Here is a 24,858-nt window from a genome sequence, read left to right on the forward strand (position 1 = left end):
TTGCCAGTGTGTTACACTGGATGATACAGATTAAACAATAGGAGATGCAATGACTTGATCACTCTGAAATCAGAACGTGAAATCGAAGGCATGGCAAAATCCGGTGCGATTTTGGCCGGCATGCTGAAAAAACTTGAAACCATCATCCGGCCAGGGATCTCGAGTTGGGAAATCGAAAAATTTGCCAACGAATGGATCGAATCCCACGGCGCGGTTGCTGAAGAAAAAGGAGTCGAAGGCTATAATTACGCCACTTGTGTTTCGATCAACGATGAAGTCGCCCATGCGATCCCTCGCAAAGGCTTGATTTTACAAGAAGGCGACATCGTGGCGGTGGATACCGTGGTGAACTGGCAAGGTTATATGTCAGATGCGTGCCGCACGTATGCAGTTGGCCATATTTCTGATCAGCGGCAAAAGCTGATGGACGTTACCAAGCAGGCGCTTTATCTTGGTATCGACCAAGCTCAAGTCGGCAAGCGGCTAGGCGATATCGGCTATGCGATCCAGCATTTTACCGAAGACGAAAATGGCTTTGGCGATGTCCGCGAATTGATCGGCCACGGCATCCAGCCCACCATGCATGAAAGCCCGAATGTCCCGCATTATGGCGAAGCTGGGCATGGCTTGCGGTTAAAAGCCGGCATGACGATCACCATCGAGCCGATGATCACCACTGGGACCTGGAAGATCGCAGCTAAACAAGTGCCGCATGAAGATTGGGAATATTACGTCACCGCAGACGGTTCTGATTGTGCCCAGTTCGAACACACCATTGTGATCACCGATGATGGGCCAAAGATCTTGACCAGTTATGATCCTGAATTTGATGCGAAATATTTATTAGCCAAGTAACCTTGACGCGCTCAGCGCGTGTCGTTTCCTGGCGATTAAGCGGCTTTGCCTTTGACCTTTGTGCATTAGGTCTGAGGCAAGGCCGTTTTTTTGTTGCGGCCCAGTTTTGATCAGTAAGCTGAGTTCAATTTTTTTAATAAATTTATGTGAAACTTGATTTGTTTTTTTCTTGGAAATCGGTACACTAGACTTCTAAAGATGTCGATCGCGCGACAACGGAAGGGTGGGATTTGATGACCGAAGCAGCCTTGGCTGGATTGTTGGCCAAAAATCGCCTGGCATTTCGCCAGTATGTGGATTATCCGCGCGTTTTAGAGCGGATGCCGGAATCTGAAGTCGATGACGCGTTAGCAGATTTTATGACATTATTAAGTGCATTGCGCTCAAAACCGGTGATGGAATGGGATGCCTTAGCGCTGCGGTTGACGCTGGTCGGGTTGCGGCAGCTTTGTGCCCGCCAACTCCCGCAATTGGCGACGCATTTGGAAGCGACGTGTGCCGTGGGCCGGATCTATTTGCAAATGTTAGCCGCCAGCGGTCAGCTGCAGTTGTCGCTGGCTGACGTGCGTGCGCTCATGGCCCAAGACCGCCATTTAAGCTTGGCGTTGAAGTCATTAGAAAAACAGCCGCTTACTGCCCGCTTAGCTTGGGTGCGCGACCGCTTGCTCCCCAAAACTGACGCTAAGCAGCCGACATTTGCCCACGCGATCGTCCCCAAAGCCTTCGCCGATGCGTTAAGTGATGCTCACTTAGCCGCTTGGCTGACGACTTTGCATGCGCTGATGTGGGCGGAACATCAGCAATCTTTAGTCAGTTGGCTGCCAGCTGCACTCACTGACGAATTGTTCAGCTTGATGGTGATCGTAGGCGAAACGCAACCCCAAAAGCTTGCGCGGATCATTGGGGATTGGCTCGTCACCCAGCCGACGTTTGCCCCGGCAGCGGTTTGGCAGCTTAAAGCCGCGCTGCAGCAAGTCGAACGCCGTTTTGCCGGGATCTTGGTGGCCGCCACGCCTTCAGTCAGCGGGGCGCATGCGGTGGCGAATTTAGCGGCGACGTTTAGTGCGGCTTTGTGGCAGCAGCGGCAAGATTATGCCTTGCCTGAAGGGATCACGCAAGCAACGTGCCATTATTGGACCAAAGACTTATTGGCGACCATCGCCATTTGTGCCCATTTGTTGCCGTCAAACTGGCGCGCCCCAGCAGTCAGTGATGCGTGTGCCGTGATCTTGCCGCAATTGCCAGCATCTGCGCGCCATGATTTTATGGGCTGTGTGCGCAGTTTGGTCAACTTAGTGGCGCAATGGTATGCGTTCATGCCGCTGCGCAAAGAGCAGATGTTGACGAATTTGACGCGGCTGCAGCATGAATGGGCCCAACGCGATTGGCAGCCGGTAAGTGATGGGGCAACAGTGCCGCGCGGGGCGCAAGTGATCGACTTGCGGCAAGTTAAAGCGCAGCGGCAGCGGGATGAAAAATTTTAGTTGTGAAATAATTGTCATCAAATTGAAATAATTGTATTATAGGGATACAAAGGCAGGGGTCATGCCTTTAAGTTGTGCGCTTGCTTTTTGCTGATGGGGTTGACACGGGCTTTTTTTGCGTGTGTGTCCCCACTGATTTTCGAATCACCCTGTGATACAATAACGGCGAAAGACAGTATGGCACTTTCGCAATCAAGGAGAAGACATGTCAATGAAGAACAAACGGGTTTGGCTCGGCGGTTTAGTGGCCGTCGCCGTGATCGCCCTTGGCGGCTACGCCATGCGCAGTCACCATTATCAAGAACGCTTTTTGCCTAAGACCAGCGTATTAGGCGTTGACGTCAGCGGGCAAACGGTGACCAAAGCCAACCAAATTCTGCGCACGCATTTTACCACCAGCAAGCTGAAGTTGACGGACCAAGGCAAAACCGTGGCGACAGCGACTGGGACACAGTTAGGGCTCAAACAAGATTTCACCGCCCAACTGAAGAAATTGCTGCAACAGCAAAACCCTTGGGCGCTTTCAGCGACGGTTTTGGCCAGCAGCAACGATAAAGCGGCGCTGACTAAAGGCAATGCCCAACTGACCAGTTACACGCAAACTACCGCCAAACAGTTGAACCAAACGCGCCAAGCGCCGGTCAATGCCAAAGTGGTCGCGCAATCTGGCAAGTTTGTGGTACAAAAGGAAAAAAACGGCAACCAGATCAATGCCAATAAGTTAGCTGCCGCAGTGACCAAAGCGGTCAGCGCGGACAAGCCAAGCGTTGACGTGGCCGCGACTTACAACCAGCCAACCGTCACCGCCACTTCTGCGACCTTGCAAAAAGCCGCGACGACTTTATCGAAGATCGCTGGGATCAAGGCGCAAGTCAAGATCGAAAATCATGTGGTCACGATCCCGCAAAGCGATTTGCAAAGCTGGCTGAGTTATGATGGCGGCGTGCAAGTCAGCGAACAAAAGGTAGGGGCGTATGTGGCCAAGCTGGCTGCGCAATACAATACGTATGGCACCGCTCGCAGCTTCAAGTCGACTAAACGCGGGACCGTCACGGTGCCAGGCGGCACTTATGGCTGGTCGATCGCGCAGCAAACGACGGCTAAGCAATTGATTGCGGCGATCAAACAAGGGCAAGATTTTACCAAAGAAGTCGCGCATACCGGTTCCGGCTATAACGCCAATGGGATCGATATCGGCACCACTTATGTGGAAGTGGATGTCACCAATCAGCATGAGTACTTCTACCAAGATGGCAAGCTCGTCTTAGATTCGCCAGTGGTGACCGGCAAACCAGGACAAGATACGCCGCATGGGGTCGATTTTGTCTGGAGCCAAGAACGCAACAAGACCTTGCGCGGGTCAAATGATGACGGCAGTGCTTACGCCAGCCCAGTCGATTACTGGATGCCGGTGGATTATACCGGCGTGGGGCTGCATGACAGCTCTTGGCAAAAGAAATACGGCGGCGATTGGTTCAAAGAACACGGCTCACACGGCTGTGTCAACAATCCGCCAAGCTTTATGGCTAAGTTATTTGCCGCAGTGCCATTAGGAACGCCAGTGATCATTTTCTAGTGAGCCTTGATGGTGTTGCATAAAACAGCCCCAAAAGCAATTCGCCAGTGGATTGCTTTTGGGGCTGTTTTTTTTGTGCCAAGATGCGATTGGCAAGCGCAGTGATCAACGTGGTATCATGACGATTAATAGCAAGCAGCGGGTATTTTGAGCCGCTTGCCAAACAGGAGGTGTGAGGTTGGATTATCAAACAAGTGTGACTTATATTCATTCGCAACCGCGATTGGCTAAAGATGGCAGCCTGGAGCGCATCGATGCGCTGCTGGCAGCACTTGACCACCCTGAACATGGTCAGCGTTATGTGCATGTCACTGGCACCAATGGCAAAGGCTCGGTGGCCAATGGCATCGCGCATATCTTAGAAGCCAGCGGTTTGTCTGTGGGCTTGTTCACCTCACCGTTTATCATGCGCTTCAATGAACGCATCATGATCGACCATCAACCGCTTTTAGATGCGCGCTTGGCGCAAGCGGCCACGATCACCCGCAACGCTTTGGAAAATTTGCAGGCACAAAACGCTGATTTTGTGGTGACTGAATTTGAGTTCATTACCGCCATGGCATTATGGGCGTTTCGCCAAGCAGCCGTCGATGTTGCCGTGATCGAAGTCGGGATCGGCGGCAAGGAAGATTCAACCAATGTGATCATGCCTAAAGTCGCGGTGATCACCAGCGTCGGCATGGACCATCAAGCGTTATTAGGCAACACGCTGACCAGCATCGCCACGCATAAAGCCGGGATCATCAAACCGCAGGTGCCGGTGGTGACCGGAGTGCTGCCTGAAGCGGCGCAAGCGGTGGTGGCAGCCAGGGTCCAAGCGACTGGCAGTACTTGGTGGCAAAGCGGGCGCGATTTTTCTGCCGGTGCCGGGCATGTGTTTGATTGGGGACAGCGTTTTGATTATCAAGATGCCGATGGTAAAATGCCTGCGGTGGAAGTGCCATTAGTCGGCACCTTTCAACCGGGTAACATGGCGGTCGCGATTCGCGCCGCCAAAGCCTATGCGACGCTGAGTGATTGGCCTTTGACGCCGCGGGAGATCCGCAAAGGCTTGGCAAAAAGTGTTTGGCCTGGGCGCATGGAAAAAATCAGTGCTGATCCTTTGATCATCTTAGATGGGGCGCATAATCCTCAAGGTATCCAGGCGCTGATCACCACCATGACCCAGTTGTTTGGCGCGCAAACGGTCACCGTGATCGCCGGGGTGTTAAAAGATAAAGATGTCACCACCATGGTGGATGCCTTAGGCCGCGGCCGTCATCGCTTGTGGCTGGTGCCGGTGCCGGATACACCGCGGGCCACGGCGGTGCAAGATTATCCAGCGGGCATTCGGCATTTTGACCAATGGCAGCAAGCTTTGGCCACACATTTGCAAAATCATGCCGATGAACCGCTGGTGATCACCGGCTCGCTATATTTAGTCGCCGCGGTACGCCAGGCGTTATGCGGCCAGGAGGAAGATCATGATCGCTAATATCTTGTTTGACTTGGATGGCACCTTAGTCGATACAGAGCGGGTGTTTTTGGCTGGCAATGTCGCCGCAGCCAAAAGTCTGGGGTTGGCGCGGACGCAACAAGATTTCTTGCCGTTAGTGGGTGCGGCTGGGGAGGCGGAAACCGCGCTGATCGCTCAAATCGTCGGTTCAGCCAATGTTGCGGCGTTTACCCAAGCGACGATCCAGTATGTCGATGAGCGGCTCGATCATGGCCGCTCGATCGCTTTGCCTGGTGCTGACGCCTTATTGGCGCGATTGCGCCAAGCCGGGCGCATGATCGGCGTGGTGACCAGCTCCAGCCAGCATCATTTGGCGCAAGTGCTGGCCAATACCGGATGGCAGCAAGCGTTTGATTGGCAGGTCAATTTGACCCATGGCCGGCCTAAGCCGGCGCCTGATTTATATCAGCACGCATTAAAAACCGCGGCATTAACCCCGAATGCGACGATTGCCGTTGAAGATACCCCAGTCGGCGTGCAATCGGCGTTAGCGGCTGGCTTGCAGTGCTTGCAAGTGCCAGATCTCGCGCCAGTCAGTCAAGCGGCTACGGCGCATTTGGATGATTTGGCGGCCGCTGGTGAGTGGATCATGACCCATTAGCGTAATCTTTGCCTCACAGGAGGTAACGTGATGGCGAGATTATATGAACGCGTGGCCGCACACGGTGCCAGCGGGTTAAGCGATGCTGAATTGATCCAGGTGTTGTTGCGCAGCGGCAATGGGCAAGTGCCGATCCAAGCCACGGTGGCTGCGATTTTAACCCAATGGCCGGCGCTCAATGGCTTGGCACAAGCCACGGTACCTGATCTATTGGCGCTTTCTGGGATCGGGTTGAGCAAGGCGGTGGGGTTAGTGGCTGGCGTCGAGTTTGGCCAGCGCGTTTGGACGCAAACCACCTTGCGCTATGGGACGGTGGTTTCTGTCCAAGCTTTAGCGGCGCATTTGATGCAGCGCTTGCGCGGGCAAACGCGTGAAGTGATGTTGACGCTGTATTTGGATACGAAGCTGCAGGTGATCCAAGAAGCGACCACGGCTTTAGGCGGGCTGGATGCGGCGACGGCTGATCCGCGCGTGGTTTTTGCCGAAGCCTTGCGTCAAAATGCGAGTTGTTTGATTTTGGCGCATAATCATCCCAGCGGCGATCCCACGCCGAGTCAAGCTGATAAAGCCGTGACCAAACGCTTCATCCAAGCAGGACAATTGCTTGGGATCAGCGTGTATGATCATTTGGTGATCGGCAATAATCAGTATTATTCGTTTGCCGATCACCTGGAAGACTTAAATTTTTTCAAATAATCGCTGGCATTAGGCATTTGCACCGCTTGAATCTGTAGTCGCTGTGGGCTTTTGTGCTATAATGCGAGAGACCACATTACAGAAACGCGTTGAAGGAGAGAACATCTTGTTTGGATTAGGCTCAAAGAATATCGGGATCGATCTCGGCACCGCCAATACCTTGGTGTACGTCGATGGTAAGGGCATCGTGTTGCATGAACCGTCTGTCGTCGCCAAGAATACTCAAACCGGCGAGATCATCGCGGTTGGCGAAGAGGCGCGAGCAATGATCGGCCGCACCCCGGCTAACGTTACCGCGATCCGGCCGATGAAAGACGGCGTGATCGCCGATTATGATACGACTGCCGCAATGTTGAAATATTTCATGGAAAAGGCCTTAGGCGGCACTGGGACGCATCCGCAAGTGATGATCTGCGTGCCTAGTGGCGTGACTGAAGTCGAAAAGCGCGCCGTGATCGACGCCGCTAAGGTCGCAGGGGCTAAAGAAGCCTTTGTGATCGAAGAACCTTATGCCGCTGCGATCGGTGCCGGCTTGCCGGTGATGGATCCGACTGGGAGCATGGTCGTTGATATCGGTGGCGGGACGACTGATGTCGCGACGATTTCCTTAGGCGGGATCGTGTCGAGTCGCTCCATTCGCATGGCAGGCGATAAGATGGACGAATCGGTCATCACCTACATCCGCCAAAACTATAATTTATTGATCGGGGAACGGACTGCTGAAGATGTGAAGATGCAGTGCGGTTCCGCGTCAGTTGAGCGCGCCAAAGAAATCGATGGGATGACCATTCGCGGCCGCGATCTGTTGACCGGGCTGCCTAAGACCATTGAGATCACTGCTGTGGATATTGCCACGGCGATCAATGAAGTGGTTGTGGCGATCATCGATGCGGTCAAAGAGACCTTGGAAGAAACATCGCCTGAAATCGCGGCTGATGTGATCGATCATGGGATCGTTTTGACCGGTGGCGGGGCGTTGTTAAAGCACTTGTCTGAAGTCATTTCAGATGCGGCGCAAGTCCCAGTCTTCATCGCTCAAGATCCGCTGGATTGTGTTGCCATCGGGACGGGTGAGTCCCTGAAGAACATCGACGTCTTGAAGAAACACTAAGTCGTGAGCCGGTGGCCACTGAGGCGCCGGCTTTTTTCAAGAGCGACGGATCAGTAAAATAATGAGAGCGAGTATGACATGAACAAGTTCTTTTCTAACAAAAAGTTGATCGTGGTCATGATCGCCTTGCTGCTGAGTTTGGGCTTGGTGTCGTATTCTGTGGCTGTGCGCGATAACCGCAATACGCCACCGGCGATCCAACAGATCGGCAACGACGTGGTCGGCATCGGCGCACGGATCGTCACGGCACCGGCACAATGGCTCAAAGGTAGCTTGGACGACCTGGATGATCTGATCAATACTTACAGTGAAAACAAACAGCTGAAAGCGCAGATCGAAGACCTGGCGCAATCAAAGGTGCAGGCGCAAACGCTCAAGCGTGAAAACCAAGCCCTTAAAAAGCAATTGAAACTCGACGGCACCTTGACTGATTATAGTCAGATCAATGCCAGTGTGATGTTGCGCAGCCCTGATGATTGGCGCAACATCGTCGTGATCAACAAAGGCTCTGGCGCCGGCGTCTCCAAAAACATGCCGGTCATGTCCGGCTCTGGCGTGGTTGGCCGCATTGTCGAGGTCAATAAAACCAATGCCAAAGTCGAAATGCTTTCCACCGATAACAAGGCGGCGGATCATTTTGCCGCGCAGATCACGACGGCCAATGGTGACACGATCAATGGTGTGATCACCGGCTACAGTCAAAAACGCGGCGAGTTGATCTTAGGTCAGCTCAATACCGATAAAAACATTAAAAAAGGTCAAAAAGTCGTGACCTCTGGTTTAGGCGGGGCGACCCCTAAAGGGTTATTGTTAGGCACGGTCGAATCGGTCAATAAAGACGATTATGGTTTGGCCAATACGGTGTATTTGAAACCAGCGGCTAACTTGGATGATCTCAGCGTCGTCACGGTCATTGCCCGGACCATTGCCAGCCACTAAGCGCAGTTAAGGGACGCATTGGCGTCCTTTTTTGTGGTCAGTCCCAGGACAATGAGCGAATTATTGTGAAAGAAGGTGGCAAGCATGGAGACCAAACATCGTTTCACCAAGCATGGCTGGATCGCATTGATATTATTTGTGGCATTGTTATTAGACGGCGTTTTGAGTCTGGTGCTAGGCCAATGGCTGTTGACGCCGCAATTTAGCGGCGTGCCGCAGCTGACATTGATCACCTTGTTGATGATCGTGCTCTTTTTGCCTGAAGAGCCTTATGTGGTCTTGTTTGCCGTTGGGTTTGGGTTATTATTCGATGTGGTGTATACCGGGATTCTTGGGATCACAGCGCTTTTGTGGCCTTTGATCGTGTATATTGCGGTGCAATTGCGCGGGTTTGTCCCGCGTTCGCCGCTTTTTGTTGGGGCCTTAGTGGTGATCGCCGTGACGATGTTCACGGTGTTTGATGACATGATGAATCGTTTGATCGGCTATGGGACCGGCAGTTTGGTGACGTTGATCTCGGTGCATCTGGGCCCGGCATTATTAGTGAATGTGATCGGCTTTGCGATTGTCTATTTGCCTTTGAGTCGAATATTGATAAACTTAAAGAGAAGTTAGTGAGCGCCACCGGCTTGCCGGTGGTGTTTTTGAGCTAATGAAGGCTGGTACCGCGGTGCCATACGAGGTGAGATTGTGGATGCAGTGATTTTAAAAGGGCGCAAGGACGGGTTTGAACTCCAATTGGCGGATGACGCCAGTTGGGAAGCGATCTTTGCAGGGTTGGAGACCTTGTTGCACAAGTTGGCTTCAGATACCCCTGAAGGCGATGTTGAGTTTACCTTGACGACCGGCAATCGGTTATTGTCAATGGATCAACAGACCCAGATCCAGCGGATATTTGATCGGTTTGCCCGCTTTGAGGTCAAAACGATCCAAGCCTTAGTCGCGGATACGGCGACATTGAAGGCCCAATGTTTGGCGCGTTCGGTGCATTTGGTCGGCGGGATCATTCGCTCGGGGCAAGTGCAAACCTACACCGGCGATGTCTTATTTTTGGGGACCTTGCATCGCAGCGGCACCTTGCAAGCGACTGGCAGTATTTTTGTAATGGGCAGCGTTGAAGGGTTATTGATCGCCGGGGCGAATGGGGATCAACAAGCCGTTATTGGCGGCGATATCAGCCATGCCGGGCAGATCCGCATCGCTGACACCGTCGAGATCATCGAAGCCAATGACTATTCGGCGCAGACCCTCACTTATATCAATGACCTACATATTTTAGAGCATGGGCAAGTGGCGGCATTGGCACAATTGCGACCAAAACTTTTCCGGAAACTGGAGGACTTTTAATTTGGGAACAGCATTAGTTGTCACCTCAGGTAAAGGTGGGGTCGGTAAGACGACCACCAGTGCAAATATCGGCACCGCATTGGCATTGCAAGGCAAGCGGGTCGTGTTATTAGACTTGGATATTGGCCTGCGGAACCTGGATGTGGTGTTAGGCTTATCCAACCGCATCATTTATGATATTGTCGATGTCGCCACTGGCCGGGCAAAGCTGCATCAAGCCTTGATCAAAGATAAGCGCTTTGATGATTTGTTGTATGTGCTGCCGGCTGCGCAAAACGCCGAAAAAGATGCCTTAGAGCCGGAACAAGTGCAAACGATCGTCACCACGCTGCGGGATGAATTTGATTTTGTGATCTTAGATTCGCCTGCCGGGATCGAACAAGGTTTTCGCAATGCGGTGGCCGGAGCCGACGGGGCGATCGTTGTCACCACGCCTGAAATCAGTGCGGTTTCTGATGCCGATCGCGTCGTGGGCTTGTTGGAACAGCGGGATATGGTTTATCCGCCGCGTTTGGTGATCAATCGCATTCGTCAACATATGATGGATGACGGCCGGTCGATGGATGTCGATGAGATCACCCAACATTTAGGGATCGACTTGTTAGGGATCATCATTGATGATGATGATGTCATCGCCACCTCCAACAAAGGGGAGACGATCGTGATGGATCCAGATAATTTGGCCAGCCGCGGCTATCGCAATATTGCCCGGCGCTTGCTGGGTGAATCCGTGCCGCTGATCAAGCTGGAACAAAAGCAGCCGGGTTTTTGGGCGCGGCTGTTTCACCGCGGCTAAAATAAAAAGCGCTTGACAATTCATTAAAAACTGATTAAAGTAGGCACTAATAAAGCAATGCGTTGAGTGGAACTGGTTAAAGGCAAGGCGTGAAGCGAGTCTGGAATGGTGCAAGCCAGATGGTCCCCTTTATCCCTCACATCCACGAGTGCACGACTGAATCCAGTAGGTCGTGTCGGTTGGCTCGTTATCGCCGTGGTTGAAAAACACAATGAGGCTGTCGTGGTGACACGATGGCGAACATGAGGTGGTACCGCGGCAAGTCGCCGTCCTCAAACAGCACAGCTGTTTGAGGCTTTTTTTATGGCCTAAGGTTTTTCAACCACCTGAGGCCGATGTGGTGATGCATCGGCGAAGTGAGGTGGCACCACGCAAAAGCGTCCTCTCGTACCATTAAGGTATGAGTGGACGCTTTTTTGATTGCAGCGCAGCCTAAAAGGAGGCAGTATTCATGAATTATGTATTACAGATTTTACCGGCATTATTGGCAGGGTTGAAAATGACCTTGAGTGTCTTCTTTTTGACCTTGATCGGCTCGATTCCGTTAGGCATGTTGTTATCAGTCGGGTTGATGCATCAAGCCAAGTCTTGGCTGGGCAAGTTAGGCAATTGGCTGTTGACCGCTTATGTGTGGTTATTCCGCGGCACGCCGCTGCTGTTGCAGCTGATTTTTGTCTTCTATGGCTTGCCATTGATCGGGATCGTATTTGATCGTTTCAATGCCGCGATTTTCGCATTCATCTTGAATTATGCGGCTTATTTTGCCGAGATCTTCCGCGGCGGGTTTGGGGCGGTTGAAGTCGGTCAATTTGAAGCAGCGACGGTGTTGAACTTGACGCGTTGGCAAACCTTGCGCTATGTGGTGATCCCACAGGTATTGAAGATCGTTTTGCCATCAATGGGCAATGAAGTGATCAATTTGGTCAAAGACTCCAGTTTGGTTTATGTCATCGGCTTAGGCGATCTGCTGCGGGCCGGCAACGTGGCCACTTCTCGCGACGTGACGCTGATCCCATTGGTGTTGGTTGGGGTTATTTACTTGTTGATGACTGCCGTATTGACTTGGGCGCAAAAGAAGGTCGAAAAGTCCTTCTCTTATTACCGTTAGGAGGACCGCTATGTTAGAACTGAAAAACATTAGTAAAGCATTCAATCACCAACCGGTTTTACAAGATATCAATGTGACCATCGCCGATCACCAGACTTTGGCGATCGTTGGGCCTTCTGGGGCAGGGAAGACGACCTTGTTGCGGATCATTGCCGGGCTGACGCCTGCAGACGGTGGTGAATTCATTTGGCAAGGCCAGCCGACGACTCCGCAGCGATTACGCAAAGACGGCGTCATCGGCGTCGTGTTTCAAGGGTTTGAATTATTCCCGAATATGACCGTATTGAAAAACATCACGTTAGCACCGACTTTGCAAGGGGTGCCCGAAGCTGAAGCGCAAAAGCGCGCGCAGGATCTGCTGGTCCAATTAGACTTGCCGGATCAAGCAGAGGCTTATCCGTTTTCCTTGTCAGGCGGGCAAAAACAGCGCATCGCCATTGCTAGGGCATTGGCGTTGAATCCGCAGATCTTGTTATACGATGAACCAACGTCAGCGCTGGATCCGAATTTGCGGCACTCAGTAGCCAAGCTGGTCAACCGCTTCAAAGCCGACGGGATGACCCAAGTCGTGGTCACCCATGACATGGACTTTGCCCAAGAAGTGGCCGATACCACCTTCACCGTTTCCAAGCTGGGTGGTGACGCGCAATGAAGAAATGGTTGCGCTGGGCGTTGATCGCCTTGCTTGCCTTAGTCGCCGTGAGTGCCAGCGGCTGTGCGCGCCGGGCTGAAAAAAATTCCTGGCCGCGGATCAAGCAAACCCAAAAAGTCGTTATCGGCTTAGATGATTCATTTGTCCCGATGGGTTTTCGGGAAAAAAATGGGAACCTGAAAGGCTTTGATATCGACTTAGCCAAGGCGGTGTTCAAATTATATGGCGTCAAGCCGGATTTTCAATCGATCGAATGGTCGATGAAAGAAACCGAGCTGAAAAATCAAACGATCGATCTGATCTGGAACGGTTATTCGAAAACCCCGGAACGCGAAAAGCAAGTGGCGTTTTCCGATGATTATCTGGTCAACCATCAGCTGTTGGTGACTAAGACCAAAGACAACATCCACACTTACGCAGATATGCGCGGCAAAACCTTAGGGGTCCAAACCGGTTCTAGCGGGGCGGCGGCTTTGGATAGCGAACCCAAGTTGTTGAAGCAATATATCAAAGGCCAAGACCCGGTTTTGTATGACACATTCACCAACGCCTTTTTGGACTTGAATGCCGGTCGGATCCAAGGCATCTTTATGGATGAAGTGTATGCCAGATATTATGTCGCCCATCAAAAAGATCCGCAAAGCTATCAGATCCTGACGTCTAAAGGCTTTGAATCTGAAGCCTTTGCCGTGGGGATGCGCAAGTCGGATACGCAATTACAAGCGAAGATCAATCAAGGGTTTAAAACCCTCGAGCAAAACGGCACGATGGCCAAATTGAAGCACAAGTGGTTTGGCACCGGCGCAGAATAAGCCGACATTATGCTAAACTAAAAGCGAGTGAGGCAATAGCCCCGCTCGCTTATTTGTGTCAAAGCCGGATCAATGCGCAGCAAAGAAAGGAGGCGGGTTTGATGGTGATCGGCTTGATTGCTTTGATCATTGTGATCAACGCCATATTGGCGATGATCACGGTGTTTTATCAATCACGCGATATTGCGTCGACTTGGGCGTGGCTATTGGTCCTATTAGTCTTACCCGTCTTAGGTGCGGTGTTGTTTTGGATCTTCGGGCGCAAATTATCCAGTGACAAATTAACCGCGTTGGCGACGCAGCAGCGGCTGGGCATCGATCAAATGGTGGCTGCCCAGCGCGAAGCGATCAGCGTGGGGCATGACTTGATCGGCAACCAGCAAGGCGCCGGTGTGCCTGAGCTGGTACGGACCCTGTTGCAAAGCGACGGGGCCTTAGTGACGACGATGAATGCCGTCAAATTGATCTCCCAGCGAGATGACTATACCAATGCCTTGTTTGCTGACATTGCCGCAGCCAGCGAGCATATCCACATCGAAGCCTACACGATCCAACCGGATGCGACCGGCCGGCAATTGCGCCGGCTGTTAGTGGCCAAAGCCGCCGCTGGGGTGCGGGTGCGCGTGTTGTATGATGCCTTTGGGTCGCATCGCTTAAGTGCCCGCTGGTGGCGGCCTCTGAGGCAAGCAGGCGGGCAAGTCGAGCCGTTTTTTGCGACGAAAATGGCGCGGGCCAATCCGCGGATCAACTTCCGCGATCACCGCAAATTAACGGTGATCGATGGGCAGATCGGCTATATGGGCGGCTTTGATATTGGCGATTCCCCTAAGCATTTGACCATTCACCGCGATACCCAACTGCGCCTGTGCGGGCAAGCCGTGGCGGTGTTGCAGGCGCGGTTTTTCATGGATTGGAACACGATGGCGAAGATCAAGAAGGTGCATTTTCAAAGCGCCTATTTCCCAGATGCCCCAGATATTGGGCACACCACCATGCAAATCGTTTCCAGCGGTCCTGAACAAGCGCAAGAAACGCTGAAACTAGGGTATTTTCGGCTGATCACCATGGCCAAACACAGCATTTGGATCCAAACGCCGTATTTTGTCCCTGATGATAGTTTGTTAGATGCGCTGCTCATCGCTGCCAACGCCGGCATCGACGTGCGCATCATGGTCCCGAAAGCGACCAATCAGCCGTTGATGGCCAAAGCGACCATGTTTTACTTAGACCGGATCGTCGCTGGCGGCGGGCATGTGTATTTATATGATCAAGGGTTTTTGCATGCCAAGGCGGTTATCGTCGATGAGCGGATCGTCGCGACTGGCACGGCGAACTTTGATATTCGCAGTTTTCGGTTGAATTTTGAATTGGCGGCGTTTTTATATGATCCCCAATTGGCGCAACAAGCCGCCGACCAGTTTCGTCAAGACCGGTGTCATGCCACGCGCTATACAGCGCAAATGGCCGCCCAAAAGCCTCGGCGTAAGCGCGTGGCAGAAGAGTGGTCGCGGTTATTGGCGCCGATCCTCTAACTTGGCAAGGCCTTTGGCTTATGGTATGATATCGCTGTTATTTAAACTAAAGAGCCCGTCACAAAGGGGAGCCATTGGCTGAGAGTGGGGAGACCCAGACCCTTAGAACCTGTTCGTTAACACGAGCGTAGGGATTGTGAACGTCGTTTTGCGACCTTCTTTGTGTCAGGGTGGACCAGAGGAGGTCTTTTTGATGCAACAAAGTCACCAAAAGTTACAAGTCTTGCTGGAAGTCGCGATCATTGCCGCGTTTGCCATGGCCTTGGAATATGTCCCGCATAAAACCGGGATCAGTTCTGTCGAAATGAGTTATGGGGTGATCCCGATCAGTGTCTTGGCGCTGAGGCGCGGTGCCGGGCCAGCCATGGCTGCCGGGTTTACTTGGGGGATCTTAGATCTGTTGCTGATCGGGATCGGTGAAGGCAGTGTTTTGAATGTCACCCAAGGTTTTATCGAATATCCAGTGGCGTTTACGGTTGCTGGCTTAGGCGGCGTCTTTTTCAAACCATTCCAAAAGGCATTACAAAAAGATCAGCGGCTGACCAGCTGGGCGTATGCTTGGGGGGCAGTGCTCTTAGGCGTGTTGGCCAAGTATTTGTGCCACTTTTACGCCGGTTGGATCTTTTGGGGCGCGTATGCCCCTAAAGGCATGCCCGCATGGCTTTATTCGCTAGTGATCAACGGCTTGTCGGCGGTGTTTACCGGGGTGTTGGCGCTTGTGGTGGTGACGGCATTAGTCTCGATCGCCAAGCATTTATTCCTCGCCAAAACCACTGCCAGATTGGCGCATGATTGAGCGCTTGGGACACCTGAGACTGGATTGAAAAAAGGGTCAGCCGAAAGTTTTCGGCTGACCCTTTTGTGCGTATTCGTTTGGTTTATGAAAAGGCTGCAACGGCGCCTAAGATCGCACCCAAGATGGTGACTACGAGCATGGCCCAAGCAGCGATATGTGTGATCCACCAAAATTTAGTCCGCTCTTTTTTCATTCGATCACCCCTTTCGTGCGTTTATCTTTGTATAGTTTACCCGTTTCTGTAGTGTGCGGCAAATCGTTTTTCGCAGGGGTTTCACATAAAATTCAAAACCGGTATGATGGATATGGAGGTGTCACGATGAGCCGAATACTTGCGATCGGGTTGCCATGCTTGTTGTGGCTGGCCTTGCTGGTTTTAGTCGCGAAGCGTCATTATCGGAAAAATTTATACTTCTTCTTGGTCAGCGCCAGCCTCTTGTTGGGGATCTGGCAGTTGACGCAAAGCCAAGCGACCAACTTCTTATGGGAAGTGCTTTTTTGTGCCGTCATCGTGGCGGCATTGGTGGCCGGCTTATTGATCAGCAATGAGCACGACTTGATCATGGCGCATTATTGGCACTGGCTGGCCCGCGTGTTGGTGTTGGCAACCACTTGGTGGTGGTTAGCCGCCATTTTCCTCACTCGTTAGGGCCCAGGCCCCACCTTTTGCCACCTAGTCAGCCCTTGTAACCACGCGGTTACAAGGGCTTTTTTGTTACAATTGTTAAGTTTTGAATTTTGTCAAGCGGAATTAGGGGGTTGTTGTGGTGGGACGTGGGGGATTGTGGTAGACTAAAATCAACGTTGGGAGGTGATCCCATGCTTATGGGCGAGTTTCATCACAGCATTGATACCAAAGGACGGCTGATCGTGCCAGCGAAATTTCGCGAGACGCTTGCGCCTGCCTTTGTATTGACCCGGGGCATGGACGGTTGCCTATTTGGCTATCCGCAAGCGGAATGGCAAAAACTGCAAGAAAAGTTAGCCAGTTTGCCTTTAGCCAAAAAAAGTGCGCGGACTTTTTCGCGGCTGCTGTTATCTGGGGCGGCGGAATGCGAACTTGATAAGCAAGGCCGGATCAATCTCCCTAAGAATCTGATCGCACATGCTGCGTTGGACAAAGCATGTGTCTTGATCGGCGTTTCCAGCCGCATCGAGATTTGGAGTGCCGACCGTTGGTTGGCATATTCTGAACAAGCAGAGGATGATTTTGACGATATTTCCGAAAATCTAATCGACTTTGGACTGTAAATTATGACTGAATTTAAACACGAAACCGTATTGTTAGCCGAAGCGGCTGACAACTTAGCCATCGCGCCTACCGGCATTTATGTCGATGCCACGCTTGGCCGCGCCGGGCATACCAAGCGCATTTTGCACCAGCTGACCAGCGGGCAGTTATACGCTTTTGATCAAGATCAAGCCGCGATCACCGCAGTTAAAAAGGCGCTGGCGCCTTTGCCGGCTAATTTGCACCTCATACATACGAATTTTCGCCATTTGCAAACGGCGCTGGCTGAAGCTGGCGTGTTTGGTGTTGATGGTGTGCTTTATGATCTTGGCGTCAGTTCCCCGCAGTTTGACGATTCTCAGCGCGGGTTCAGCTATCGCTTTGATGCGCCTTTGGATATGCGCATGGATCAAAGCCAAACCTTAACGGCCAAGATCGTGATCAACGAGTGGTCATTCAATGACTTGGTGCGGATCTTCAGCCGTTATGGCGAAGAGCGCTTTGCCAAGCAAATTGCCCGCCAAATCGAACGCGCCCGTGCCGACCATGAAATCGTGACCACCTTTGAGTTAGTTGACTTGATCAAAGCCGGGATCCCGGCAAAAGCGCGACGAACTGGCGGCCATCCGGCTAAGCGGGTCTTTCAAGCGGTGCGCATCGCCGTGAATGATGAACTAGGGGCGTTAGAAGACTCCCTGACGCAAGCCGTCAAGTTGTTGAATCCTGGCGGGCGCATTAGTGTGATCACCTTTCAATCATTAGAAGACCGGCTGGTCAAAACCATGTTTCGCGAGTTGACGTCGATCAAAGATGTGCCGCGGGATCTGCCGGTATTGCCGCCAGAAGCCCAACCGGATTTTCGCTTGGTTGGCCGCAAGCCGATTTTACCAACGGCAGCAGAACTGGCCCAAAATCACCGTGCGCATAGTGCCAAACTGCGCGTATTAGAACGACTTGATAAAGGAGGAACGGCAGATGCTTGATAACACTGCACGACAATTACAAGATCCCATGCCCGCTGCGCCGCAGTCGGCACCAGAGCTGCAAAAAAAGCCGCAAGCCCCTGCAAAACCCGCCGTTAATCCTAAGGCATTCAGTCCGTTTGAACGGGTGTTGAGCGCGGTGTGCGGCATCGCCGCAGTCGGCGTGTGCTTATTGTATCTCAGTGGGCAGACGCAGCTGGCAAATACGAATCGGACCTACCAAGATGTGCAAGCCCAAATCGCCACGCAAAATCAAAGCGTGACCGATTTGAAGCAAACCATTGGTGAGCTTTCCAATTCCAATCGACTCAGTAACTACGCCAAGGCCCATGGCCTAACGGTGATCGAAGGCAATATTAAGCGTGTGACGAAGTAATGAAGAGAAAATCCCCACAAAGACAGGCGAACGCGACCCATCCAACCCGTAACCGCAAAGGCTTCGGCATCATCTTGATGTTCATAGCAGCGGTGGGGTTGGTCGCGTTCGCCTGTCGTTTTGCCTATGTGGCCTTAGGCGGCAAAGTCGATTCGGCTAATTTGAGCCAGTACCGCCAAAAAGTCGTCGCCCGCAACAGCGTTTTAAAAGCCAAGCGAGGCACGATCTATGATCGCAGCGGCAATGTGATCGCAGAAGATTCGAATACCTATACCATCTACGCCGTATTGGATCAAAACTATGTTGATGGCAAAAAGAAGCTGTATGTGACTGATAAAGCCAAAACCGCCAAAGTGCTAGCCAAATATTTGCCTTTAAGCGAAGCCAAGATCAATGCGATCTTGCACCCAAAAGCCAAAAATACCTTTCAGGTGGAATTTGGCACGGCAGGTACTGGTTTGAGTTTGGCAACGAAACAAGAGATCCAAGCCGAGCATCTTTCGGGGATCAAATTTTCAGATTCGCCTTCGCGGCTGTATCCCAATGGCGTTTTTGCCAGTCATGTGGTGGGCTTGGCGCAACCGAAAGACCATGCCAAAAGCACAGATCAGCTTGTCGGCGTCATGGGCTTAGAAAAGCAATTTAACCAGACTTTGAAAGGCACCAACGGCTATCGGACTTCGCAAACCGATGCTTACGGCTATCAGTTGCCTGATTCGCAAGTGAAAACGCAAGCCGCAGTCAATGGCGGCTCTGTGACCACCACGATCGACTCGAGTTTGCAAAGCTATTTGGAAACTTTGATGACCAGCGTCGCGACAAAATACCAGCCGAAGTCGCTGTCGGCGGTGCTTGAAGATCCCAAAACCGGCGAGATCTTGGCCGCTTCCCAACGCCCGACTTTTGACCCCAGCACCGGCGACGGGCTAGGGGATATGTGGCGCGACATTTTAGTTGAAGACAACTATGAACCTGGTTCGGTGATGAAGATCTTCACCTTGGCCGCAGCGATCCAAAGCGGCAAATACTATCCAAATTCCTATTATCGCTCAGGGACGGTCAAAGTGGCCGATACCACGATCAAAGATTGGAATACTACCGGCTGGGGCACGATCCCGTTGAATCAAGCCTTCCCGCGTTCAAGCAACGTTGGGATGGTCAAGATCGAACAAACGATGGGAGCCACCGTATTTAGCGAATATTTAAGAAAGTTTGGTTTTGGTCAGCAAACCGGGATCGCTTTGCCTGGCGAAACCAGCGGCAAGTTTGATTTTGGCGCTTACTTGGATTCGGCCATGGCCAGCTTTGGCCAAAGTATCGATGTGAATACGATGCAGCTGATGCAAGCCGTTTCGGCAGTGGCCAATAAAGGCCCGATGGTCAAACCCCGGCTCGTCGAAAAGATCACCGATAAAAAAGGCAAAACCACCACTTACGGACGCCAAGTGGTGGCCAAGCCGATCAGCAAAAGCACCGCCACCCAAGTTACTGATGCCATGCGCGCCGTCGTATCGGCGAGTTATGGCACGGGGGCGGCTTATAAGATGAACGGCGTTGATTTAGCGGTCAAAACCGGGACGGCGCAAATTGCCGGCAGCAGCGGCGGTTATTTGACCGGTGACAGCAATTATATTTTCAGTGTGATGGGGATGGCACCAGCCAGCAACCCTAAATATGTGCTTTACATCTCCATGAAGCAGCCGCAGAAAATGACCGCGCCGGCTGAATCGATCATGGCGGAGATCTTCAAGCCGATGATGGCCCGGGCGTTGGCACTTGAAGGCAATGGTGATACGACTAGTGATCAAGCGGAAGTTGCCAGTGTCCCTAACGTGATGAACACGGCGATGGCGACCGGTCAGCAGAAATTGCAAACCGCCGGCTTTAGCGTGGCCACGATCGGCACCGGCAGCCAAATCGTGCAGCAATTGCCAACTAGTGGCGGCAGTGCTTTGAAAGGCTCACGGGTGTTGATCTTGACTAATGGCGCCATGACCATGCCTGACGTGTCTGGTTGGTCTAAGAGTGATGTGTTAAAATTGGCACAATTGACTGGCAAAAAATTCAGTCTCAAAGGATCCGGCTACGCCACGCAACAAAGCCTTAAAGCAGGCGCGCTGCTTGGCGATGACCCAGTCGTGATCCAGTTTCAACAAAAATAGAAATAAAGGGGCATATCATGCAGTTAGCACAAATGTTGATCCCGATGGTCGCGGCATTCGCGATCACGGTGATGGCCTTGCCGTTATTTATCGGCTACATGCGATTCAAAAAAGAAGGTCAAATGATCCGTGAAGAGGGACCAAAATGGCACGCGAAAAAAAGCGGGACCCCAACCATGGGCGGGGTGGTGTTCATCGCCGCCATTGTCATCGCCGGTATCGGCAGTGCGCTTTGGCAGCACCGCTTGGATACGAGCGTTTATGTCGCTTTATTCATTTTATTATTGTATGGCGTATTAGGATTCATCGATGACTTCGTGAAGCTGTTCCATCATCAAAACCAAGGGCTGAAAGCGTGGCAAAAATTACTCGGCCAGATCATTGGGGCAATCGTGGTCGTCGTTGCTTATTTACACGATGGGTTCAGCCATGGGTTGTTTGTCCCATTCATCGGCACCGTGACCGCGGTGTGGTTTTTTGTGGTTTTTGCCATTGTGTGGCTGGTCGGGTTTTCCAATGCGGTGAACTTATCTGATGGTCTAGACGGGCTGGTCGGCGGGTTAAGCACGATCGCTTTTGGCACATATGCGGTGATCGCCGCGCATGATGGCCGCATCGATGTGTTGGTGATTTGCTTGGTCACGATCGGGGCGATGCTCGGCTTTTTGCTGTTCAACCACAAGCCTGCGCAGATCTTCATGGGCGATGTTGGGTCGTTAGCTTTAGGCGGCATGTTGGCAACGGTGTCGATCTTGTTGAACCGCGAATGGTCGCTTTTGTTAATCGGCTTGGTGTTTGTTGGCGAAACCGCCAGTGTGATGATCCAAGTGGCCGTGTTTAAGACGACTGGGCATCGGGTGTTTAAGATGAGTCCGATCCATCATCATTTCGAGATGTTAGGGTGGTCTGAATGGCGCGTTGACATCACCTTTTGGCTGGTAGGCTTGCTGGCCAGCGTCGTCTATTTGCTGATTTTTCTGTAGAAAGAAGTTAGGGTTATGTTGGATATCAAAACGTATCAAAACAAAAAAGTCTTGGTTTTAGGGTTAGGCATGAGCGGGGTCAACGCAGCGCGGCTGTTAAATCAGTTGGGCGCGTTGGTGACGGTCAATGATAAACAAAAATTTGATGATAATAAAGCCGCACAGGCGCTGTTAGCCGATGGCATCAAAGTGATCACCGGCAGCCATCCCATCGAATTGCTCGATGAACATTTTGAATTGATGGTGAAAAATCCCGGGATCCCTTATTCCAACCCCATGGTCAAACGGGCACAAGAATTGCAGATCCCGATCATCACAGAACCAGAATTGGCTTATCAAGTCAGTGAAAGCGACTGGATCGCCGTGACGGGTTCTAATGGGAAAACCACGACCACGACCTTGATCGGCTTGATGCTCAATGAAGCCGGCCACACGGCTTATGATGCCGGCAACATCGGGATCCCAGCGAGCCAAGTGGCCCAAAAGGCCAAAGCCAACGAAACGATCGTGGCGGAATTATCCAGCTTTCAACTTTGCGGGATCCAAACCTTGCATCCGCACATCGCGGTGTTGACCAATATTTATGAAGCCCACCTCGATTGGCATGGCGATCGCAGCCATTATGTGGCTGCTAAGATGCGCATCACCATGAATCAAACGCCAGACGATTATTTCGTCATGAACTGGGACTTGCCGGAAATGCACACGTTGGCCAAGCAAAGCCGCGCCCAAATCGTTCCGTTTTCGCGTCAAGGCGCAGCAGGGGCGCGTGCGCAGTTGCAAGATGGGTGGTTGTGCTTTGATGACGAAAAGCTCTTTTTAGCCGCTGACTTGCAGATCCCAGGCACGCACAACATTGAAAATGCCTTAGCGGCGATTGCCGCAGCCAAATTGGCTGGCGTCGACAAAGCCGCGATCCAAGCAGTTTTGAGCCGTTTTAGCGGCGTCAAGCATCGCATCCAATATGTGCAAACCCTGAATGATCGCAAGTTTTATAACGATTCCAAAGCCACCAATGTCGAAGCCGCCAGCGTGGCGATCCAGGCCTTTAAACAGCCATTAGTGCTGTTAGCAGGAGGATTGGATCGGCATTTATCCATGGATGACTTGATCCCGCTGGTCCAAGCGCATGTGCGGGCCATGATCACCTTTGGCGAAACGGCGCCGCTTATGAATGCTGTGGCCCAAAAAGCGGGGATCCCGTATCAACAAACCGCCAATGTCAAAACTGCCGTACCGCTGGCATACGCTGCCAGCAAGCCTGGCGATGTGATTTTGTTATCGCCAGCAGCGGCCAGTTGGGATCAATTTCCGAACTTTGAAGTCCGCGGCGATGTCTTCATCGATGCGGTCAAAGCCTTAGCAGAAAGCGAGGAAGCGTGACATGCGCGTGATCGTCAGCGGCGGCGGCACAGGCGGCCACATTTATCCTGCTTTGGCGCTGTTAGAACAACTTAAAGCGCGACAGCTCTTGGATGAGGTCTTATATATTGGCACCAAGCGCGGGTTAGAAAGCCGTATCGTGCCAAAAGCGGGGATCCCTTTTGAGACCATTGAGCTGCAAGGCTTCAAACGCAAATTAAGCTTGGATAATGTGAAAACGGTCACCGTCTTTTTAGCCGGCTTAAGCAAAGCCAAAAAGATCTTGAAAGAATTCCAGCCGGATGTCGTGGTAGGCACTGGCGGATATGTTTCTGGCGCGATTTTGTTTGAAGCGGCCCGGATGCATATTCCCACGGTGATCCATGAACAAAATTCAGTGGCCGGCGTGACCAATAAGTTCTTATCGCGGTTTGTGGACAAGATCGGGATCGTGTTTCCTGAAGTGGCCGCAGCGTTTCCCGCCAAAAAAATCGCGACGGTGGGCAATCCTCGGGCGCAACAAGTGGCCCAGCTCAAGCCCAATGACCGGTTGGCAGATTTTGGCTTAGCGCCAAAACAGCGGACATTATTGATCTTTGGCGGCTCTCGCGGGGCGCCGAAGATCAATCAAGCCGCCGTTGACGCCTTGCCGGCATTTAGCCAAGCTGGGTTTCAAACCTTATTTGTCACCGGCCGCCGGCATTTTGAAACCATAAAAGCGCAATTGCCGACTTTACCGGCGACGGTTAAAGTCGTCCCTTATATTGATGACATGCCGGCGATCTTACCGGATATTGCGTTGGTGATCGGACGCAGCGGCGCGACCAGTATCGCTGAGCTGACGGCTTTGGGGATCCCAAGTATCTTGATCCCCAGCCCGAATGTGACCCATAACCATCAAATGATCAATGCGCAAAGTTTGGGCAAAGCCGGCGCTGCCTTGGTGATCCCAGAACCAGACTTGGATGCCTCATTTGCCGATACCGTGATCGCTTTGATGCAAGACGACGCGCGCTTGATCGAAATGACCCGCGCGGCCAAAAGCCTCGGGGTCCCAGACGCCAGCGACCGCTTGATCGCATTGATGCAAGCGGCGATTAACGCCCATTAAGGCGATCATGATGATAGATTAGAGGTGACAAGATGGCTTGGTTCAAAAAGTCAAAAACACAAGATCCACTGACGCCATGGGAGGCTTACCAAGCCAAACAAAAGGCGGCTGGCACCAAGCGCAAACCTTTGCCTTTACCTCACCTCAGCTCGACGCGCCAAACCCGGCGCAGGCGCAATTTAGCGTTGATCTTAACGCCGCTCGTGATCTTGGCGCTTTTTTTTGGTTATATGTTGTCCCCATTGGCCAAAGTAGATACGATCAGCGTGGCTGGGGAAAAAACGGTGGCCGCCCAAAGTGTGATCGATGCCAGCAAACTGACGCGTTCACAAGTGATCTTAGACTTGTTGTGGCATCAGCAAAGAGTCGCCACCCGCGTCAAAAAGCGCCTGCCGCAAGTGCACACGCTGCAAGTGCAGGTCCATGGGTTCAATCAAGTGACCTTAAACGTCAAAGAATACGCGCCTTTAGGCTATTGGCAACAAGCTGATGGGTATCATGTCTTGTTAGCCAGCGGCAAAGTGGTGCCGCAAGCCACCACGACGCCTAAAAGCACGTATCCGATCTTCACCGGTTTTAAGCGCGCTGAAGTCTTCAAGCTGGCCCAAGCGGTGCAGCGCTTTCCGACGGCGGTGCGGCATGCCGTCTCTGAAGTCAAAGCCACCCGCGGTGATGCCAACCCTTATCAGATCACCATCAGCATGACCGATGGCAATTTGGTAGTGGCTGATTCGCGCACGGTGGCCAAAAAGATCAAGTATTACCCGAAACTGTTGGCAAAAGTGACTAAAAAAGGCACGATCGACCTAGAAGTTGGGGCCTTTTTTACGCCATATTGAGTAAAAACAGC

Annotated in this window: 26 protein-coding genes and 1 riboswitch; of the genes, 25 read left to right on the forward strand and 1 reads right to left on the reverse strand. The window is 52.1% G+C overall.

Features of this window, described 5'->3' with window-relative positions; all coding sequences use genetic code 11:
* The first annotated feature begins 54 nt into the window (after positions 1-54).
* The 16 genes from map (at position 55) to thiT (ending at position 15,800) form a co-directional block, all read left to right on the forward strand.
* Positions 55-855, forward strand: a complete 801-nt coding sequence (gene map / locus EKM91_RS04330) for a type I methionyl aminopeptidase (protein ID WP_125750286.1) — start codon at positions 55-57, stop codon at positions 853-855.
* 233 nt (positions 856-1,088) lie between these two features.
* A complete protein-coding gene (locus EKM91_RS04335) occupies positions 1,089-2,339 on the forward strand; it encodes a hypothetical protein (RefSeq protein ID WP_125750289.1) in 1,251 nt (416 codons plus the stop codon).
* 211 nt (positions 2,340-2,550) lie between these two features.
* On the forward strand, positions 2,551-3,915 hold the full coding sequence (locus tag EKM91_RS04340) for a L,D-transpeptidase family protein (RefSeq protein ID WP_125750292.1): 1,365 nt from the start codon (positions 2,551-2,553) through the stop codon (positions 3,913-3,915).
* A 178-nt stretch (positions 3,916-4,093) separates the two neighbouring features.
* Positions 4,094-5,389, forward strand: coding sequence for a bifunctional folylpolyglutamate synthase/dihydrofolate synthase (locus EKM91_RS04345; RefSeq protein ID WP_125750295.1), 1,296 nt, complete (start codon positions 4,094-4,096; stop codon positions 5,387-5,389).
* The gene (locus EKM91_RS04350; protein WP_125750297.1) at positions 5,379-6,011 is read left to right on the forward strand and encodes an HAD family hydrolase; all 633 of its coding nucleotides are present in this window, start codon (positions 5,379-5,381) and stop codon (positions 6,009-6,011) included. Before EKM91_RS04345 ends, EKM91_RS04350 begins: the two co-directional genes overlap by 11 nt.
* 30 nt (positions 6,012-6,041) lie before the next feature.
* The gene (gene radC / locus EKM91_RS04355) at positions 6,042-6,707 is read left to right on the forward strand and encodes a RadC family protein (RefSeq protein WP_125750299.1); all 666 of its coding nucleotides are present in this window, start codon (positions 6,042-6,044) and stop codon (positions 6,705-6,707) included.
* A gap of 106 nt (positions 6,708-6,813) precedes the next feature.
* Complete coding sequence (locus EKM91_RS04360) at positions 6,814-7,818, forward strand: rod shape-determining protein (RefSeq protein ID WP_125750302.1); 1,005 nt, start codon at positions 6,814-6,816, stop codon at positions 7,816-7,818.
* A 78-nt stretch (positions 7,819-7,896) separates the two neighbouring features.
* A complete protein-coding gene (gene mreC, locus EKM91_RS04365; RefSeq protein ID WP_125750305.1) occupies positions 7,897-8,757 on the forward strand; it encodes a rod shape-determining protein MreC in 861 nt (286 codons plus the stop codon).
* A gap of 84 nt (positions 8,758-8,841) precedes the next feature.
* Positions 8,842-9,372, forward strand: a complete 531-nt coding sequence (gene mreD, locus EKM91_RS04370) for a rod shape-determining protein MreD (protein ID WP_125750308.1) — start codon at positions 8,842-8,844, stop codon at positions 9,370-9,372.
* Positions 9,373-9,447: 75 nt separating this feature from the next.
* The gene (locus EKM91_RS04375; protein ID WP_125750311.1) at positions 9,448-10,104 is read left to right on the forward strand and encodes a septum site-determining protein MinC; all 657 of its coding nucleotides are present in this window, start codon (positions 9,448-9,450) and stop codon (positions 10,102-10,104) included.
* 1 nt (position 10,105) lies between these two features.
* Positions 10,106-10,900, forward strand: coding sequence for a septum site-determining protein MinD (gene minD, locus EKM91_RS04380; RefSeq protein WP_125750314.1), 795 nt, complete (start codon positions 10,106-10,108; stop codon positions 10,898-10,900).
* A 451-nt stretch (positions 10,901-11,351) separates the two neighbouring features.
* Positions 11,352-12,008, forward strand: coding sequence for an amino acid ABC transporter permease (locus tag EKM91_RS04385; protein ID WP_125750317.1), 657 nt, complete (start codon positions 11,352-11,354; stop codon positions 12,006-12,008).
* 10 nt (positions 12,009-12,018) lie between these two features.
* Positions 12,019-12,660: an amino acid ABC transporter ATP-binding protein gene (locus tag EKM91_RS04390; protein WP_125750320.1), complete on the forward strand. Its 642-nt coding sequence runs from the start codon at positions 12,019-12,021 to the stop codon at positions 12,658-12,660.
* Positions 12,657-13,472, forward strand: coding sequence for an amino acid ABC transporter substrate-binding protein (locus EKM91_RS04395; RefSeq protein WP_125750323.1), 816 nt, complete (start codon positions 12,657-12,659; stop codon positions 13,470-13,472). The genes EKM91_RS04390 and EKM91_RS04395 overlap by 4 nt, the downstream gene beginning before the upstream one ends.
* A 101-nt stretch (positions 13,473-13,573) precedes the next feature.
* Positions 13,574-15,004: a cardiolipin synthase gene (gene cls / locus EKM91_RS04400; RefSeq protein ID WP_125750326.1), complete on the forward strand. Its 1,431-nt coding sequence runs from the start codon at positions 13,574-13,576 to the stop codon at positions 15,002-15,004.
* Positions 15,005-15,058: 54 nt separating this feature from the next.
* Positions 15,059-15,155, forward strand: a riboswitch (TPP riboswitch).
* Between the two features lie 42 nt (positions 15,156-15,197).
* The gene (gene thiT, locus EKM91_RS04405; protein ID WP_125750329.1) at positions 15,198-15,800 is read left to right on the forward strand and encodes an energy-coupled thiamine transporter ThiT; all 603 of its coding nucleotides are present in this window, start codon (positions 15,198-15,200) and stop codon (positions 15,798-15,800) included.
* 82 nt (positions 15,801-15,882) lie between these two features.
* On the opposite strand, the gene EKM91_RS04410 is transcribed toward thiT, so the two are convergent.
* Complete coding sequence (locus EKM91_RS04410) at positions 15,883-15,993, reverse strand: DUF4044 domain-containing protein (protein ID WP_125750332.1); 111 nt, start codon at positions 15,991-15,993, stop codon at positions 15,883-15,885.
* Positions 15,994-16,119: 126 nt separating this feature from the next.
* Here EKM91_RS04410 and EKM91_RS04415 point away from each other — a divergent pair, with 126 nt between their 5' ends.
* The 9 genes from EKM91_RS04415 to EKM91_RS04455 all read left to right on the forward strand — a co-directional run bounded on the left by EKM91_RS04415 (position 16,120) and on the right by EKM91_RS04455 (position 24,847).
* Positions 16,120-16,449, forward strand: coding sequence for a hypothetical protein (locus tag EKM91_RS04415; protein ID WP_125750336.1), 330 nt, complete (start codon positions 16,120-16,122; stop codon positions 16,447-16,449).
* A 170-nt stretch (positions 16,450-16,619) separates the two neighbouring features.
* Entirely contained in the window at positions 16,620-17,051 is a 432-nt protein-coding gene (gene mraZ, locus EKM91_RS04420; protein WP_125750339.1) for a division/cell wall cluster transcriptional repressor MraZ, read from the forward strand.
* Positions 17,052-17,054: 3 nt separating this feature from the next.
* On the forward strand, positions 17,055-18,014 hold the full coding sequence (gene rsmH / locus EKM91_RS04425) for a 16S rRNA (cytosine(1402)-N(4))-methyltransferase RsmH (protein WP_125750342.1): 960 nt from the start codon (positions 17,055-17,057) through the stop codon (positions 18,012-18,014).
* Positions 18,007-18,390 carry a cell division protein FtsL gene (gene ftsL2, locus EKM91_RS13805; RefSeq protein WP_164508449.1) on the forward strand — a complete coding sequence of 128 codons (384 nt, stop codon included), beginning with the start codon at positions 18,007-18,009 and terminating at the stop codon, positions 18,388-18,390. The genes rsmH and ftsL2 overlap by 8 nt, the downstream gene beginning before the upstream one ends.
* Positions 18,390-20,552 carry a penicillin-binding protein gene (locus EKM91_RS04435; protein WP_125750345.1) on the forward strand — a complete coding sequence of 721 codons (2,163 nt, stop codon included), beginning with the start codon at positions 18,390-18,392 and terminating at the stop codon, positions 20,550-20,552. Before ftsL2 ends, EKM91_RS04435 begins: the two co-directional genes overlap by 1 nt.
* A gap of 17 nt (positions 20,553-20,569) precedes the next feature.
* Positions 20,570-21,535, forward strand: coding sequence for a phospho-N-acetylmuramoyl-pentapeptide-transferase (gene mraY, locus EKM91_RS04440; protein ID WP_125750348.1), 966 nt, complete (start codon positions 20,570-20,572; stop codon positions 21,533-21,535).
* Positions 21,536-21,550: 15 nt separating this feature from the next.
* A complete protein-coding gene (gene murD / locus EKM91_RS04445; RefSeq protein ID WP_125750351.1) occupies positions 21,551-22,918 on the forward strand; it encodes a UDP-N-acetylmuramoyl-L-alanine--D-glutamate ligase in 1,368 nt (455 codons plus the stop codon).
* 1 nt (position 22,919) lies between these two features.
* Positions 22,920-24,008 (forward strand): undecaprenyldiphospho-muramoylpentapeptide beta-N-acetylglucosaminyltransferase, encoded by a 1,089-nt coding sequence (gene murG / locus EKM91_RS04450; RefSeq protein ID WP_125750354.1) that lies wholly within the window; start codon positions 22,920-22,922, stop codon positions 24,006-24,008.
* Positions 24,009-24,040: 32 nt separating this feature from the next.
* Positions 24,041-24,847, forward strand: a complete 807-nt coding sequence (locus EKM91_RS04455; protein WP_125750357.1) for a cell division protein FtsQ/DivIB — start codon at positions 24,041-24,043, stop codon at positions 24,845-24,847.
* The last annotated feature ends 11 nt before the right edge of the window (positions 24,848-24,858 follow it).

Origin of the sequence: Lacticaseibacillus baoqingensis, assembly GCF_003946165.1 — a bacterium.
Classification (GTDB): Bacteria; Bacillota; Bacilli; order Lactobacillales; family Lactobacillaceae; genus Lacticaseibacillus; species Lacticaseibacillus baoqingensis.

Excerpts from the sequence above, each read along its gene's own strand:
- EKM91_RS04335 (WP_125750289.1), top strand. The coding sequence starts at position 1,089 with ATGACCGAAGCAGCCTTGGCTGGATTGTTGGCCAAAAATCGCCTGGCA.
- EKM91_RS04340 (WP_125750292.1), top strand. The coding sequence starts at position 2,551 with ATGAAGAACAAACGGGTTTGGCTCGGCGGTTTAGTGGCCGTCGCCGTG.
- EKM91_RS04350 (WP_125750297.1), top strand. The coding sequence starts at position 5,379 with ATGATCGCTAATATCTTGTTTGACTTGGATGGCACCTTAGTCGATACA.
- radC (WP_125750299.1), top strand. The coding sequence starts at position 6,042 with ATGGCGAGATTATATGAACGCGTGGCCGCACACGGTGCCAGCGGGTTA.
- mreC (WP_125750305.1), top strand. The coding sequence starts at position 7,897 with ATGAACAAGTTCTTTTCTAACAAAAAGTTGATCGTGGTCATGATCGCC.
- mreD (WP_125750308.1), top strand. The coding sequence starts at position 8,842 with ATGGAGACCAAACATCGTTTCACCAAGCATGGCTGGATCGCATTGATA.
- EKM91_RS04385 (WP_125750317.1), top strand. The coding sequence starts at position 11,352 with ATGAATTATGTATTACAGATTTTACCGGCATTATTGGCAGGGTTGAAA.
- EKM91_RS04390 (WP_125750320.1), top strand. The coding sequence starts at position 12,019 with ATGTTAGAACTGAAAAACATTAGTAAAGCATTCAATCACCAACCGGTT.
- EKM91_RS04395 (WP_125750323.1), top strand. The coding sequence starts at position 12,657 with ATGAAGAAATGGTTGCGCTGGGCGTTGATCGCCTTGCTTGCCTTAGTC.
- cls (WP_125750326.1), top strand. The coding sequence starts at position 13,574 with ATGGTGATCGGCTTGATTGCTTTGATCATTGTGATCAACGCCATATTG.
- thiT (WP_125750329.1), top strand. The coding sequence starts at position 15,198 with ATGCAACAAAGTCACCAAAAGTTACAAGTCTTGCTGGAAGTCGCGATC.
- EKM91_RS04410 (WP_125750332.1), bottom strand. The coding sequence starts at position 15,993 with ATGAAAAAAGAGCGGACTAAATTTTGGTGGATCACACATATCGCTGCT.
- EKM91_RS04415 (WP_125750336.1), top strand. The coding sequence starts at position 16,120 with ATGAGCCGAATACTTGCGATCGGGTTGCCATGCTTGTTGTGGCTGGCC.
- mraZ (WP_125750339.1), top strand. The coding sequence starts at position 16,620 with ATGCTTATGGGCGAGTTTCATCACAGCATTGATACCAAAGGACGGCTG.
- rsmH (WP_125750342.1), top strand. The coding sequence starts at position 17,055 with ATGACTGAATTTAAACACGAAACCGTATTGTTAGCCGAAGCGGCTGAC.
- ftsL2 (WP_164508449.1), top strand. The coding sequence starts at position 18,007 with ATGCTTGATAACACTGCACGACAATTACAAGATCCCATGCCCGCTGCG.
- EKM91_RS04435 (WP_125750345.1), top strand. The coding sequence starts at position 18,390 with ATGAAGAGAAAATCCCCACAAAGACAGGCGAACGCGACCCATCCAACC.
- mraY (WP_125750348.1), top strand. The coding sequence starts at position 20,570 with ATGCAGTTAGCACAAATGTTGATCCCGATGGTCGCGGCATTCGCGATC.
- murD (WP_125750351.1), top strand. The coding sequence starts at position 21,551 with ATGTTGGATATCAAAACGTATCAAAACAAAAAAGTCTTGGTTTTAGGG.
- murG (WP_125750354.1), top strand. The coding sequence starts at position 22,920 with ATGCGCGTGATCGTCAGCGGCGGCGGCACAGGCGGCCACATTTATCCT.
- EKM91_RS04455 (WP_125750357.1), top strand. The coding sequence starts at position 24,041 with ATGGCTTGGTTCAAAAAGTCAAAAACACAAGATCCACTGACGCCATGG.